Here is a 14,614-nt window from a genome sequence, read left to right as displayed (position 1 = left end):
CTACAGCCGGACGATCATCTTCCCCGTGTTCTCGCCCCGCAGCAGCCCGAGGAAGGCCTCGGGCGCGTTCTCCAGGCCGTCCACGATCGTCTCCTCGTACGACAGCCTGCCCTCACGCAGCCATCCGCCGACCTCGTCCACCATGGCAGGCATCCGGTCGGCGTGGTCGCTGGCGATGAAGCCGCGCAGCGTCAGCCGCTTGCCGATCGCGAGCGCGAGGTTGCGCGGCGCGGGCGTCGGCTCGGTGCTGTTGTAGACGGCGATCGCCCCGCACATCGCCACCCTGCCGAAAGTGCGCAGCGACCCGATGGCCGCCTCGAGGTGGTCGGCGCCGACGTTGTCGAAGTAGACGTCGATCCCGTCGGGAGCGGCCTTCCTCAGCTGCTCGGCCACGGGCGCGTCCTTGTAGTTGAACGCCGCGTCGTAACCGATCCCGCGCAGGTACTCCACCTTCTCCGCCGAGCCCGCGCTGCCGACGACGAGTGAGGCGCCCTTCAGCTTGGCGATCTGGCCGACGATGCTCCCGACCGCCCCCGCGGCTCCTGAGACGAAGACGGCGTCGCCCTCCTTGAAGGAGGCCACGTCCAGCAGGCCCGCGTACGCGGTGAGCGAGGTCATGCCGAGCACGGCCAGGAAGGCCGAGTTGGACAGGCCCTCGACGGGGGTGAGCTTGCGCGCTCGCGCGGCGTCGAGCACGGCCTCGTCACGCCAGCCGAGGCCGTGCAGGACCAGGTCTCCCTCGGCCAGGTCTGCTGAGCTTGACTCCACGACCACGCCGACCGCGCCGCCGTCGAGGGGCCGGCCGAGTTGGAAGGGCGGGATGTAGGACGGCACGTCGTTCATCCGTCCCCGCATGTAGGGGTCGACGGACATGAACTGGTTGCGGACCCTGACCTGGCCCTCCTCCAGCGGCTGCGAGGCGACCTCGACCAGGTCGAAGTTGTCGGCGGTCGGCCACCCCGAGGGCCTGGAGGCGAGGTTGATCTGTCGCGGCATAGTTGACTCCCCTAAAAGATTGATGCACATCAACTATACTCCAGGGCATGAGCGAGACACGGGAGGTCGTGGCCCTGTTCGCCGAGGTGGCGGCCAGGTACAACGAGGGCTACGAGGCGGCGGCGGCCGCCAGACGGCTGACCGCCCTGCAGGCCAAGGCTCTCGTGCTCCTGGCGCGCGAGCCGCTGCCGATGCGGCGCATGGCCGAGGTGTTCCGCTGCGATCCCTCCAACGTCACCGGCATCGTCGACCGGCTGGAGCGGCGCGGTCTGGTCAGCCGCGAACCCGGCGCGGCCGACCGGCGGGTGAAGAACGTCACGCTGACCCCGGCGGGTCTGGGCGTGGCGGAGGAGCTGAGAGGCGTACTGGGGTTCGCGGGCGAGCCGCTGGCCGCGCTGAGCGAGGCCGAGCGGGAGCAGCTCAGGGACCTGCTGCTGCGGATGCTCGGCCGCTAGCGCCGGCCCCACGCGGGTTCGCGCGGGCCGGGACGTCACCCGGCCGGGTGACGTCCCGGCCGGGTGACGGGGGTGAGGTCCAGGATCGGTGGGAGGGGCGCTAGCGGGAGAGACGAAGGTCGGCGAGGACGGCGGCGTGGTCGGAGTAGAACGTGCCGGGGCCATGGCGGCGCATCCGCTGGTCGACGACCTGGGCGCCCTCGACGGCGACCGGGCCCCTGGCGAAGATCATGTCGATGCGCTGCGGGGTGATGAGCCGCTCGGTCGGCAGCGGCGACCAGGTCCTGCCCTCCACCGCGCCCGCGTCGGGGTGCGCGGCGCGGAAGGTGTCGACGAACCCGGCGTCGGTGACGACCTTCGTCGCGGTGAGCGGGTAACTCGTGCCGAGATGGTTGGGGGCCGCCGCCCAGGTGGCGCTCCAGTCCTCGGCGGGCACGGTGTTGAGGTCGCCGCCGATCACAAGGGGATCGGTGTTGCCCGCGAGCATGGCGGGCAGATGCCGGTCGACGATCTCCCTGAGCTGCGCGGTCTGGCGCTGGTCGGCGGCCACGACCTGCTCGGCGGTGTGCCGGGGGGTGAGCCCCGCCCTGACGCCCGCGGCGTTCTCGTCGATGAGGTAGCCGACCCACGGGTCGGTGTAGTTGATCCAGGTGACGAAGGCGTTCAGCTGCTGCCCGTCGGCCAGCCGTACGCGGATGCCGCCGAGGTTGAAGTCGGTGATGTGCGTGCCGCCCGCGGGCTTGGGATAGACGTGGGCGACGGGCAGATGGGTGAAGATCCACAGGTTGTCCTTGCCCGCGGGCCTGTCGGTGATCTGCACGCCGGTGTACCTGCCGTGGCCGGCGCCGCGCGACAGCGCCTCGCGGATCGCCTCGCCCGAGCCGTAGGTCTCGACCGCGAGGTAGATGTCCGGCCGCAGCTCCACGAGCTGGTCGAGCGCGTGCGGCAGGTTGCCCGCCCCGATGCCGTGGCCGCCCTTGTAGATGTTCCACGTCACCACCCGCACCGATGCGGCCGGGCGGCCGGCCGCATCGGAGGTGGCGGTGGTGGCGGCGGCGGTGGCGGGCAGCAGGCCGGCGCCGGCGGCCACCGTGGCGGCGGCCGCACTGGTGCGGAACAGGTCGCGACGTGAGAAGGGGGACATGGCTTTCTCCTTCAGGGGGTGGTGCGGCCTCGCCAGTGAGGGCCGCCGCGACCATATAGTGCTCATTTCTGCTCAGTCAATCGGACATATGAACATCTGTGCTCACTTGTCGGTCCTGCCGCCGGACGCGCGTTTGAATCCTCCGGGGGTGGGCGATGCTGACCATGGGGGAGATGTCCAGGGGTGACAGCACTGACGCAGGAGACGGTCGCCGCGCTGTCCGAGACCGTGGCGGTGCCGTCCTACGACCGCTCCCGGCTCACGGCCGGCATCGTGCACATCGGCGTGGGCGGGTTCCACCGCGCCCACCAGGCGATGTACCTCGACCGGCTGATGAACGAGGGCAAGGCGCACGACTGGGCGATCTGCGGTGTCGGCCTCCTGCCCGGCGACGCGCGGATGCGTGACGCGCTGACCGCTCAGGACGGCCTCTACACCCTCGTGCTGAAGCACCCCGACGGAACCCGTGAGGCCCGCGTCATCGGGTCGATCATCGACTACCTCTTCGCCCCCGACGACCCCGAAGCGGTCATCGAGAAGATGGCCGATCCCTCGGTGCGCATCGTCTCTCTGACCGTCACCGAGGGCGGCTACAACATCCACCCGGTCACGGGGGCCTTCGACGCGCAGGCCCCGGCGATCCGCGCCGACCTGGAGCCCGGCGCGATCCCCGCCACGGTGTTCGGGCTGGTGACCGAGGCCCTGCGCCGCCGCAGGGCCCGCGGACTCGTCCCGTTCACCGTGATGTCCTGCGACAACATCCAGGGGAACGGTGAGGTCGCGCGCCACTCCTTCACGGCGTTCGCCCGGCTGGTCGACGACGGGCTCGCCGACTGGATCGAGGCCGCCGTCGCCTTCCCCAACTCCATGGTCGACCGCATCACCCCCGTCACCACCGACGAGGACCGAGAAGCGGTGGCCGAGCTGTTCGGCATCCTGGACGCCTGGCCCGTCACCTGCGAGCCCTTCACGCAGTGGGTGCTGGAGAACGACTTCTCCCGCGGGCGCCCTCCGTTCGAGGAGGCGGGGGTCCAGGTCGTCGGGGACGTGGAGCCGTACGAGCTGATGAAGCTGCGCCTGCTCAACGCCGGACACCAGGCGCTGTGCTACTTCGGGTACCTCGGCGGCCACCGGTACGTCCACGAGGCGGCCACCGACCCCGCGCTGGCGAAGTTCCTGCTCGACTACATGGACCTCGAGGCCACCCCGACGCTCCGCCCTGTGCCGGGGGTGGACCTGGACGGCTACAAGCGGACCCTCGTCGAGAGGTTCTCCAACGCGGAGGTGCGCGACACGCTGGCACGGCTGTGCGCCGAGTCGTCGGACCGGATCCCGAAGTGGCTGCTTCCCGTGGTGCGCGAGCAACTGGCGCGTGGCGGCCCGGTGACGCGCGCGGCCGCCGTGGTGGCCAGCTGGGCCAGGTACGCCGAAGGGAGCGACGAGTCAGGCGAGCCGATCGTGGTCGTCGACCGGCTGGGGGACCGGCTCATGGCGGCCGCGAAGGCGCAGCGCCAACGGCCCACGGCCTTCATCGAGGACAGGGAGTTGTTCGGCGACCTCGCCGACGACGAGCGGTTCGTCGCGCCGTACCTGCGCGTGCTCGAATCGCTGCACGCCGAGGGCGCCCGCGCTACGGTGCGGTGGCTGGCGGGCTGAGCCGGCCGGCGGTCGCGTAGCGGGCGTACTGCCGCCTGATGACCGGCTGGTGGTCGGGCGCGGGTTCGGCGGCGATGGACACCGGCCAGCGCGGCCGATCACCGGTGAGCGCCCATGCCGCCTGGACCGCGGCTCCGTCGGCGACGTACTCGCCGGGTTCGGGAACGACGACGGGCGGCTCGAACGTCTGCGCCGCGGTCCGCTGCACGGCGGCGTTCTGGGCGGCCCCGCCGATCAGCAGCACGCGCTCGCACGCGACCCCCTGGCCGCGGACGGCTTCGAGGCCGTCGGCCAGGCCGCACAGCATGCCCTCGATCGCGGCGCGCGCCAGCGCCGGCCGGGTGGTGGCGGCGAGCGTCATCCCGAAGAGCGTCGCCGTGGCGTCGGGCAGGTCGGGCGTGCGCTCCCCTTCGAAATACGGCAGGAGCACCAGTCCGTGCGCGCCAGGAGGGGCTTCGAGCGCGAGCCCGCCGAGCCCGTCGTGATCGACGTCGAGCAAGCCCGCGACGGCGTCGAGCACACGGGCCGCGTTCAAGGTCGCGATGAGCGGCAGGAACGATCCGCTCGCGTCGGCGAATCCGGCGACGGTGCCGCTCTCGTCGCAGGTCGGACGGTCGGTCACGGCGAAGACGGTGCCGCTGGTGCCGATGGAGACGACGACGTCGCCGCCGGAGGCGCCGAGGCCGAGCGCTCCCGCCGCGTTGTCGCCCGCGCCGGGGCCGAGGACGGTCGAGGCTCCGGCGACGGTGCCCGCGCGCTCGGCGGGCCCGAGCACCCTGGGAACGATCGCCGAGTGTCCCAGGGCCAGCTCGAGCAGCTCGAGATCGTAGTCGCCGGTGAACGGATTCCAGTAGGCCGTCCCGCTCGCCTCGGACCTGTCGGTCACGAGCGCGTCGAGATCGGGCCCGAGGGGGGCCGAACCGGCCGGGCCGTACCCGCGCAGCCGCCAGGTCAGCCAGTCGTGCGGCAGCGCGACGGCGGCGACCCTCGCGGCGTTGTCCGGCTCGTGATCGCGCAGCCAGCGCAGCTTGCCGGCGGTGAAGGAGGCCACGGGAACGGTGCCGGTCCTCCTGGCGTAGGCGCCGGCGCCGACTTCGGCGGCCAGGTCGTGGGCGGCGGCGGCCGACCGCGTGTCGTTCCAGAGCAGGGCGGGCCTGATGACGTGGCCGTCGCGGTCGAGGGCGATGAGGCCGTGCTGCTGCCCCGCGATCGCGAGCGCCGCGACGTCGTCGATGCCGCCCGCGTCGGCGATCGCCGCCCGCATGGCCTCCCACCAGAGCGCGGGGTCCACCTCGGTGCCCTGGGGATGGCCCGCCCTGCCCGATCGGACGAGCCCGCCGGTGGCGACTTCCCGTATCACGACCTTGCAGTTCTGGGTCGATGAATCGACGCCTGCGACCAGTGTCATCACGCGCCCCGAGTGTACGGCGGCGGTCATGAGAGCGCCGCTGACCAGCAAGGACAAAATTATCATATTGAATTCGAGAAAATATCACATGTGCGTTTACATTGATATTTAAAAGAGAAAGCCTGTTTTCATTGCTATTACCCGCTGCGGCAGCCGGGGGGTGCAGTGGACAGTGGACCAGCCCAGTAGACGCGACGTCCTCAGAGGCGCCCTGGCCGCAGGGGCCGCGCTGACTCTGGGCGGTGGTGTGACCGCCTGCGGGGCCCGCGGCGACGCGCCGCGAACGGCCGGCGGCGACCAGTGGCGCCAGTACCAGGGCACCACCTTGAACTTCATCTCGGAGAACACCGCGCCCACCGCGGCCATCGCCGCCGACATCCGCCCCTTCACCGACCTGACAGGCATCGACGTCAGGATCGTGACGCTCGAGCTGACCGCGCTGGTCCAGCGGGTCGCACTCGATCTGGCCTCGGGCCGGGCCCAGTACCAGGTGATCTACGCCGACCCCTACCAGGTGCTCGCGCCGTACCAGCGCGGGCTGGTGGACCTGCGGACGCTGCAGGCCGACCCGAACCTGCCCGACCTGCCGGGCGGCGTCGAGGACTTCATCCCCGCCCAGTTGGACGCCGCGGGCCGGTTCGTCGACGCGGGACCGGTCTACGCCCTGCCGTACGACGCGCCGACGATGATCTGGCAGTACCGGCGCGACCTGTTCGACAAGTACCGCGGCCGCATGGCCGCAGACCTCGGCTTCGATCCTGCCCCCGGCGGTGACCGGACGTGGGAGGAGTACTTCCGCATGGCCGAGTGGTTCAACAAGAACGCCACCTCGGACGTCAGGTACGGCACCGGCCACCAGGCCCGTCAGCACGACTCCTTGATGAACGACTTCAGCAACGTGCTGTGGTCCTACGGCGGGACCTATTTCGACAACGGCAAGGAGGTCGGGCGGCTGGGGGCGCGCGACCCCGGCCCGTGCCGTCTCGACGCCGACGCCGCGATCGCGGGCGCGGCGTTCTACCAGCGCCTGCTCGGCATCGCCGACCCCGCCTCGAAGACGTGGGACTGGGACGGCGTCGGCGCCGCCTTCCGCGCGGGACGGCTCGCGATGTGCCCCAACTGGCACGAGTTCGCGGCCAGCAACGAGCAGGTGCTGCCGGGAAAGGTCGGCTACGCGGCGCTGCCGAAGGGCCCCGCGGGCACGGCGAACATGTACGGCGGCACCGGCGTGGCGATCAGCGCGAACACGCTGCCCAACGAGCGCGGCGCGGCCTGGCTGTTCCTGGTGTGGGCCACCTCGCCGCAGACCCAGCTCGCCAATCTCAAGAGCAAGGCGGGCGGGGGCACCCCGACGCGCACCTCCGTCTACGAACTGCCCGAGGTGCGCGCGGCCGAGCAGCGGCCCTCGCAGATGCCCAACATGCTCACGGCCGCCGCCGTACGGCAGGCCTGGCAGGCCGACCGCATCGGCCTGCGACCCAAGATCCCGATGTGGAACGAGTGCAACACCGCGATCTTCACCCAGCTGTCCCGCATGCTCACAGGCGGCGCGTCGCCGGAGGAGGCGATGCGGTCGATCAAGTCGCGGGTGGACCAGATCGTGGCGCGAGGGTGGGTGGCCTAGATGGCGCACCGAGCGGCCTCCTCACCGGTGCTCGGCCAGGCCGCCAGGCCCGCGACGCGCGCCCCGAGGCAGCCGCGGGTCGGCTTCGAGGGCAGGATGATGACGCCTGGCCTGATCCTGCTGGCCGCGCTGTCCATCGTGCCCTTCCTCGCGCTGATCGCGATGAGCTTCTCCCGCGTCAGGCTGCTGGGCGGCGTGGCGCTCGACGTGGTGGGCCTCACCAACTGGGTGCGCTTCTTCACCGACGCCGACATGTGGATGTCGTGGCTTCGCACGATCGTCTACTTCGTGCTCACCGTGGGGCTCGAGATGGTCCTGGGCATCGGGATCGCGCTGTGCCTGTACCGGGTGCTGCGCGGGCGCAACATCCTGCTCGGCCTGCTGCTGCTGCCCATGTTCGCCGCGCCCTCGATCGTGGGGCTGCTGGGCCGTTACCTCACCGACTCGACCTTCGGCCTGTACGCCTGGGTGCTGCGCTCGCTCGGCTACGGCGGCGACATCCTCGGCAGCCCGGCCACCGCCTTCGCGGCGGTCGTGCTGATGGACGTGTGGGAGTGGACGCCGCTGATCGCGCTGATCACGCTCGCGGGCCTGTCGAGCGTGCCGCAGTCGGTGCGGGAGGCGGCCGCCGTCGACGGGGCCGGCGGGTGGATGGCGCTGCGCTACATCATCTTCCCCGCGATCTCGAACGTGCTGCTCGTCGCGCTGCTCATCCGGTCGATGGACGCCATCCGCTACTTCGACATCATCTGGGTCACCACCGGAGGCGGGCCCGCCGACGCGACCAAGATCGTCCCTGTCCGGCTGTACGAGACGGCGTTCCGCTTCTTCGACCTCGGCTACGCCGCGGCGATCGGCCTGGCGATGCTGGCCTTCTCGATCATCATCGCCCGCACCTTCGTCCGGCTGCTGGACGTGAGGGGGCTGACCCGATGAGCACCGTCACCGCCGCGCGAAAGGCGCCACAGTCCCCGCTCGAGGCCACCAGCCGCCGCTCGCGCTGGCTCGTGGTGCTCCTGCTCGCCCTGGCGCTGCTCTGGACGCTGGTCCCGCTGCTGTGGATGCTGCTGTCGTCGTTCAAGAACCGCACGGACGTGACCGCCGCCACGCCCCAGATCCTGTTCGCGCCGACCCTGGACAACTACCGCAACCTGTTCTCCGGACCGAACAACCTCGGCCCCTACATCTGGCACAGTGTGCTCGCCGCCGGGATCTCCGCGCTGCTCGCGGTCTGCCTGGGCGCGCTGGCAGGCTACGGCCTTGCGCGGACCCAGATGCGCGGCAAGCGGCACCTGGCCTTCTGGATCATCTCGACCCGCATGGCGCCGATCGCGGCGGTCGTCGTCCCGCTGTTCCTCATCTTCCGCGGGCTCGGCCTGATCGACTCCATTCCAGGGCTGGTACTGGCCTACCTCACCTTCAACCTGCCGTTCGCCATCTGGCTGATGAGCGCGTTCTTCGCCGAGGTGCCGGCCTCGCTGGAGGAGTCGGCGCTGGTCGCCGGCTGCACCCGCTGGCAGGCCTTCTGGACGGTCGTCCTGCCGCTGACCAAGTCGGGACTGGTCACCACCTTCATCCTGTGCCTCGTCTTCGCCTGGAACGACTACGCGTTCGCCGTGGTCTTCTCCGGGCCGAACTCCCAGACCCTCCCGATCGCCGCCTCCCAGCTGGTCACCCAGACGGGCGTCGACTGGGGCCAGCTCACGGCCATCGGCACGATCGTGGTCGTGCCGATGATGCTCGCCGGCCTGGCCGTACGCCGGTGGCTGGTCACCGGGCTCACCCTCGGCGCTGTCACCGGAGAGTAGGAAGCCATGCGCGCAGCCGTACTTCATGGCGTCGGCGAGATCCAGTTGGAGGAGCGGCCGCGACCCGAGCCAGGCCACCGCGAGGTGCTCGTACGGGTCGACTCGGTCGGCACGTGCGGCTCGGACGTGCACTACTACGAGCACGGCAGGATCGGCGACTTCGTGGTGGAGTCCCCGCTCGTGCTCGGCCACGAGCCGTCGGGGACGGTGGTCGCCGGCGGAGCGGGGGCCACCCGCCACCGCCAGGGGCAGCGGGTCTCGCTGGAACCGGGCGTGCCCGACTTCACCTGCCCGCAGTGCCTGGCGGGCCGCTACAACCTTTGCCCGCGGATGCGCTTCTTCGGCACTCCTCCGATCGACGGCGCCTTCAGCGAGTACGTCGTCGTCAGGGAGGAATTCGCCTACGCCGTTCCCGACAGCCTGTCGGACGACGCGGCCGCCCTGATCGAGCCGCTGTCGGTGGGCGTGTGGGCCTGCGCGAAGGCGCGGGTCGGGCCGGGCACCCGCGTGCTGGTCACCGGCGCGGGCCCGGTCGGGCTGCTGTGCATGCAGGCCGCGCTCGCCTTCGGCGCCGTCGAGGTGATGATCACGGACGTCAACCCCGTCCGGCTTCGGCTGGCCCGCGAGCTGGGGGCGAGCGCGACCCTCGACGTGCGGGACGGCCGTCTGTCCGAAGCCGGGTTCGACCCCGACGTGCTGCTGGAGTGCTCGGGCCATCCAGCCGCCATCGGGGAGGCCGTCAGGGCGGTCGCCAGGGCGGGGCGCGTGGTCCTCGTCGGCATGGGCGGCGAGGAGATCCCGCTGCCGCTGGCCCACGTGCAGACCCGCGAGCTCGAGGTGACGGGCACCTTCCGCTACGCCAACACCTGGCCGCGGGCCATCGCGCTCGCCGCCTCGGGACGCGTCCAGCTGGACGCGCTGGTCACAGGACACTACGGCCTGGCCGAGGTGGAGCAGGCGCTCAAGGCCGGCGGCCGCGATCCCGAGGTGGTCAAGGCGGTTGTCCGGCCACAGGAGTGATGGAGAGATCGATGGCTACAGTCATTTACGACGAGGCGACCCGCGTCTATCCCGGATCCGACAGACCCGCGGTGGACGCGCTCGACCTCGACATCAAGGACGGCGAGTTCCTGGTCCTCGTGGGGCCGTCGGGCTGCGGGAAGTCCACCTCCCTTCGCATGCTGGCCGGGCTCGAACGGGTCGACGGCGGCAGCATCAGCATCGGCGACCGCGACGTCACCCACCTGGCTCCGCGCGACAGGGACATCGCGATGGTGTTCCAGAACTACGCGCTGTACCCGCACATGTCGGTGGCCGACAACATGGGCTTCGCGCTACGGGTGATGAAGGCGCCCAAGGAGGAGCGCGACCGCAGGGTTCGCGAGGCCGCCCGCCTGCTGGACCTGGAGGACTACCTCGACCGCAAGCCCAAGGAGCTGTCCGGCGGCCAGCGGCAGCGCGTGGCCATGGGCAGGGCGATCGTGCGCGAGCCGAAGGTGTTCCTCATGGACGAGCCGCTGTCCAACCTGGACGCCAAGCTGCGCGTGCAGACCCGCACCCAGGTCGCCGCGCTGCAGCGCAGGCTCGGGGTGACGACGGTCTACGTGACCCACGACCAGGTCGAGGCCATGACGATGGGCGACAGGGTGGCCGTGCTGAAGGACGGTGTGCTCCAGCAGGTCGACACTCCGCTGCGGCTCTACCAGCATCCCGCCAACGTCTTCGTCGCCGGCTTCATCGGCTCGCCTGCGATGAACCTCGCCGAGTACCGGGTCGAGGGCGAGGAGGCCGTCCTCGGCCAGATGCGGGTACGGCTGAGCCGCGAGACGCTCAAGGCGATCGAGGACGAGGGCGGCGACCGCGTCGTCCTGGGCTTCAGGCCCGAGGCCGTCGGCGTGGTCGGCGACGACGACGACCAACCCGCCTTCCCCGTCACCGTCACCGTCGTCGAGGAGCTCGGCTCGGACGCCTTCCTGTACGGCCAGCACGCCGACACCAAGGACCCCGCGCTCGCCGGCCAGACCGTCATCGCGCGGGTCGACCCCAACGCGCCGCCCCCCAAGGGCGCCACGGTGCGGCTGCGGATCCTGCCGGGCAAGGAACGGCTCTTCTCGGCGGTCACCGGCCTGCGGCTGCCCGCCGCGGAGTCCAGCGGATGATCGTGTCCTGCGGCGAGGCACTGATCGACCTGGTGCCCAGGCAGGACGGCGCCTACCTGCCCCGCCCAGGAGGCAGCCCGGCCAACGTCGCCGTCGGTCTCGGCCGCCTCGGCGCCGAGGCGGCCCTGCTGGCCCGGCTGGCCGACGACGGGTTCGGCGGCCTGCTGCGCGCGCACCTGACCCGGTCGCACGTCGACCTCGGCCTCGCCGTACCCGCCGAGGAGCCCACCACGCTGGCCGTCGTCACCCTCGACGCCAGGGGCGGGGCCGAGTACGCCTTCTACGTCGAAGGCAGCGCCGACGGCGCCTGGCGCCCCGACCGGCTGCCGGCCGCGCTGCCCGAACGCGCCCGCTGCCTGCACGTCAGCGGGTCGTTCGCGCTCGCCGTACCCGGCATGGGCGACACGCTGGAGCTGCTGCTCCAGCGGGAGCGGCCCATGCGCGCCGTCACCTTCGACCCGAATCTGCGACCACGGCTGGCCCGCGACCCCGCGCGCCTGCGCGAGCGGCTGGAGCGCTGGATCGCGCTGGCGGACCTGATCAAGGTCAGCTCCGACGACGTCGCATGGCTCGCTCCCGACGAGCCTGTCGAGGCCCTCGCGGCCCGCTGGAGGAGCCGCGGGCCGAGCATCGTCGTGGTGACGCGCGGGGCGGACGGCGTCCACGCCGCAGGACCGGCCGGAACCGTCGACCTGCCCGCCGAACGGGTGCGGGTCACCGACACGGTCGGCGCGGGGGACGCCTTCATGTCCGGCCTGCTGGCCGCCCTCGACACGACCGAGAGCCTGTCCAGGCGGCGACTGGCCACGATCTCCGCCGACACGCTGACCGTCGCGCTCACCTACGCTCAGCGCGTCGCGGCCATCACCTGCACCCGCGTGGGCGCCGACCCGCCCTGGCGGTCGGAGCTGGACCCGCTGATCACCGAGCAGAGCGCTACAACGTGCCACAGCCGTCGGTGAGGTCCTTCGGAGCCGCCACGTCACTGGGTTTCGGCTTGGGCGTCGCCTTGGCGGAGGCCGGCGGCGAGGCCGACGGTGACGGCGCGGCGGAGGCGACGACGGGCTTCGGCGTGACCGAGTCCTTGAGCGCCTTGGCGGTGACGGTGCGGATCTTCGCCCAGTCCGGGTAGCCGGTGTTGATCAGCGGAGGCACGAACTGCACGCTGGTGACCTTCGCGTTCTTCACCTTCAGCGCCAGCGGGACCAGGTGCTCCAGCATCGGGCGGGGGATGTCGGTCCGCACCAGCTCCTTGGTGGCCAGCGCGATCCCGTTGAACCTGGTCAGCACCGTGGTGGGGTCGGCCTCCCTGAGCAGCGCGCCCATGACGCAGCGCTGCCTGCGCATGCGGGTGAAGTCGTCGCTGAAGGTGCGCGAGCGGGCGTACCACATCGCGTCGGCCCCCTTCAGCTTGCGGGTGCCCGCCTTGACCAGGCCCTCGTTGTACTTGCCGAACACCACGTCCTGCTCGACGTGGATCGTGACGCCGCCGATCGCGTCGATGAGCCTGGCGAAGCCCCACATGTTGACCAGCGCGTACCAGTCGATCTCGAGACCGAGCGTGTAGCCGATGGTGTCCATCAGCGCCTGCGCGCCCTGTCCCTTCCTGCCGCCGAAGATCTCGGGGTGGGCGTCGGCGTACTCCCACACGCTGTTGAGCAGGTCACTGCGGCCGCCTGCGGCGTCGGTGGGGAGCCTGAAGCCGTCGGGGAAGCGCTTGGCCATCGGGCTGCCAGGTGGGAAGCGCACGTTCTCCAGGTTGCGCGGCAGGCTGAAGAGCACGGTGTTGCCGGTCTTCACATCGATGCTCGCGACGTTCATGCTGTCGGTCCGCACGCCGGTCCTGTTGTCGTCGGCATCGCCGCCGAGCAGCAGGAGGTTCACCCTCGTGCGCGCGGCCCACGGGTCGGCCGGCTCGCGCTCGCCGGCCTGCGGCTCGGTGGGCTGGTTGAAGACGCTGTCGATGGTCCTGTCCGAGACCCACAGGAGCTGCGCGGTCGCGGCGAACGGCACGACGACGGCGACAGACAGGAGCCCGGCGGCGACTCCGGTGAGGAGCTGTCCCCGCTGAGGCAGGCGGCCGGGCAGGAGAACCAGGAAGGAGTGGACGACCAGGGCGAACCATCCGAGGCCGAGCACCGCGGCGGCGGCCATGGCCGCGGTCAGCCAGGCGCTGGAGTGGATCAGCCAGCCTGCCAAATCCCCGTCGGCCGCCAGCACCAGCCACAAAACGCCCAGCAGCAGGAGGGCGTATCCGCCCAGCAGCGCGAGACCCGTCCTGCGCCATCCGGCGCGCAGATGCGCCGCGCCGGGAGCCACGGCGGACAGCAGCGTCCAGCCCAGCACCGCGCCCGATCCGGCGGGTCTCGTCCTGTCCGTCACGCGTAACCTGCTTCCCCATCCGGTCCGTCGTAGGCCGACGGGAGCTTACGGAGCCATTACGAAATATCCGCCTATAACCGGATGAACATCCAGCAAATCCTGTCGACCGAATAACATTCGGTTCATGTCCTTCACTCAGATCGAGTACGGCGTGACCGACGGCATCGCCACCCTCACATTGAATCGCCCCGAACGGCTGAACGCGTTCACGTTCACCATGCGCAGCGAGCTCATCGACGCCTTCGATCGGGCCGACGCCGACGACTCCGTCAGGGCCGTGGTGGTCACGGGGGCGGGCAGGGCCTTCTGCGCCGGGGCGGACCTCGGCGGGGGAGGGGAGACCTTCGGCCGCGCCGACGACGGGCGAAGCGAGAGCGTCGACGGCGCCCCCCGCGACGGCGGGGGCACGGTCGCGCTGCGCATCGCCGCCTCCCTCAAGCCGGTCATCGGCGCGATCAACGGCGCCGCCGTCGGCGTCGGCGTCACGATGACGCTGCCCATGGACATCAGGATCGCCGCCGACGGAGCCAGGTTCGGCTTCGTCTTCGCCCGCCGCGGCATCGTCACCGAGGCCGCCTCCAGCTGGTTCCTGCCGAGGATCGTGGGCATCTCGCAGGCCATGGAGTGGGCGGCGACAGGACGCCTCTTCCCCGCCGCCGAAGCGCTGGAGGGGCGGCTGGTCTCCAGGGTCTGTCCCGCGGACGAGCTGCTGCCCGCCGCCTACGCGCTGGCCCGAGAGATCGCCGACAACACCTCGGGTGTCTCCGTCGCGGCGATCAGGCGGCTGATGTGGTCCGGGCTGTCGGCCGCCTCCCCCTGGGAGGCGCACGCCGCGGACTCCAGGCTCATGGCCGAGCTGGGCGGGGCCGCCGACGCGGTCGAGGGCGTGACCTCCTTCCTGGAGAAGCGGCCCGCCCGCTTCACGATGAAGGTCAGCGAAGCCGATGTGCCGTTCTGGCCGGCCAATCCCTATGGTGATTGA

13 protein-coding genes are annotated in these 14,614 nt (G+C 71.2%); 9 read left to right on the top strand and 4 right to left on the bottom strand.

The genetic code is table 11. From position 1 onward, the window contains the following. Positions 1–996, bottom strand: coding sequence for an NADP-dependent oxidoreductase (locus tag FHR33_RS11040; protein ID WP_183645858.1), 996 nt, complete (start codon positions 994–996; stop codon positions 1–3). 47 nt (positions 997–1,043) lie between these two features. Here FHR33_RS11040 and FHR33_RS11035 point away from each other — a divergent pair, with 47 nt between their 5' ends. Next, positions 1,044–1,451, top strand: coding sequence for a MarR family winged helix-turn-helix transcriptional regulator (locus tag FHR33_RS11035; RefSeq protein WP_183645857.1), 408 nt, complete (start codon positions 1,044–1,046; stop codon positions 1,449–1,451). A 100-nt stretch (positions 1,452–1,551) separates the two neighbouring features. On the opposite strand, the gene FHR33_RS11030 is transcribed toward FHR33_RS11035, so the two are convergent. Then, the gene (locus FHR33_RS11030; RefSeq protein WP_183645856.1) at positions 1,552–2,595 is read right to left on the bottom strand and encodes an endonuclease/exonuclease/phosphatase family protein; all 1,044 of its coding nucleotides are present in this window, start codon (positions 2,593–2,595) and stop codon (positions 1,552–1,554) included. A 183-nt stretch (positions 2,596–2,778) separates the two neighbouring features. Here FHR33_RS11030 and FHR33_RS11025 point away from each other — a divergent pair, with 183 nt between their 5' ends. After that, positions 2,779–4,251, top strand: a complete 1,473-nt coding sequence (locus tag FHR33_RS11025; protein WP_183645855.1) for a mannitol dehydrogenase family protein — start codon at positions 2,779–2,781, stop codon at positions 4,249–4,251. Here FHR33_RS11025 and FHR33_RS11020 read toward each other — a convergent pair. Further along, positions 4,226–5,659, bottom strand: coding sequence for a xylulokinase (locus tag FHR33_RS11020; protein ID WP_183659996.1), 1,434 nt, complete (start codon positions 5,657–5,659; stop codon positions 4,226–4,228). The genes FHR33_RS11025 and FHR33_RS11020 overlap by 26 nt on opposite strands. 172 nt (positions 5,660–5,831) lie before the next feature. On the opposite strand from FHR33_RS11020, the gene FHR33_RS11015 reads away from it, so the two are divergent. The 6 genes from FHR33_RS11015 to FHR33_RS10990 are packed head-to-tail and all read left to right on the top strand — an operon-like array spanning position 5,832 to position 12,212. Beyond that, entirely contained in the window at positions 5,832–7,283 is a 1,452-nt protein-coding gene (locus tag FHR33_RS11015; protein ID WP_183645854.1) for an extracellular solute-binding protein, read from the top strand. After that, the gene (locus tag FHR33_RS11010) at positions 7,284–8,219 is read left to right on the top strand and encodes a carbohydrate ABC transporter permease (RefSeq protein ID WP_183645853.1); all 936 of its coding nucleotides are present in this window, start codon (positions 7,284–7,286) and stop codon (positions 8,217–8,219) included. Further along, positions 8,216–9,091: a carbohydrate ABC transporter permease gene (locus FHR33_RS11005; RefSeq protein WP_183645852.1), complete on the top strand. Its 876-nt coding sequence runs from the start codon at positions 8,216–8,218 to the stop codon at positions 9,089–9,091. The genes FHR33_RS11010 and FHR33_RS11005 overlap by 4 nt, the downstream gene beginning before the upstream one ends. A gap of 6 nt (positions 9,092–9,097) precedes the next feature. Beyond that, on the top strand, positions 9,098–10,111 hold the full coding sequence (locus FHR33_RS11000) for an NAD(P)-dependent alcohol dehydrogenase (RefSeq protein WP_183645851.1): 1,014 nt from the start codon (positions 9,098–9,100) through the stop codon (positions 10,109–10,111). Between the two features lie 11 nt (positions 10,112–10,122). Next, positions 10,123–11,250, top strand: a complete 1,128-nt coding sequence (locus tag FHR33_RS10995; protein WP_183645850.1) for an ABC transporter ATP-binding protein — start codon at positions 10,123–10,125, stop codon at positions 11,248–11,250. Then, entirely contained in the window at positions 11,247–12,212 is a 966-nt protein-coding gene (locus FHR33_RS10990) for a carbohydrate kinase family protein (protein ID WP_183645849.1), read from the top strand. Before FHR33_RS10995 ends, FHR33_RS10990 begins: the two co-directional genes overlap by 4 nt. Here the strand turns inward: FHR33_RS10990 and FHR33_RS10985 are convergent. Next, on the bottom strand, positions 12,187–13,632 hold the full coding sequence (locus FHR33_RS10985) for an LCP family protein (RefSeq protein WP_183645848.1): 1,446 nt from the start codon (positions 13,630–13,632) through the stop codon (positions 12,187–12,189). The two genes, FHR33_RS10990 and FHR33_RS10985, sit on opposite strands and share 26 nt — an antisense overlap. Positions 13,633–13,756: 124 nt before the next feature. Here FHR33_RS10985 and FHR33_RS10980 point away from each other — a divergent pair, with 124 nt between their 5' ends. After that, positions 13,757–14,614 (top strand): enoyl-CoA hydratase-related protein, encoded by an 858-nt coding sequence (locus tag FHR33_RS10980; RefSeq protein ID WP_183645847.1) that lies wholly within the window; start codon positions 13,757–13,759, stop codon positions 14,612–14,614.

This window comes from Nonomuraea dietziae (assembly GCF_014195505.1).
GTDB lineage: Bacteria > Actinomycetota > Actinomycetes > Streptosporangiales > Streptosporangiaceae > Nonomuraea > Nonomuraea roseola.
The sequence above is the reverse complement of the archived record's forward strand: the minus strand, read 5'-3'. Positions and strand labels throughout refer to the sequence as shown.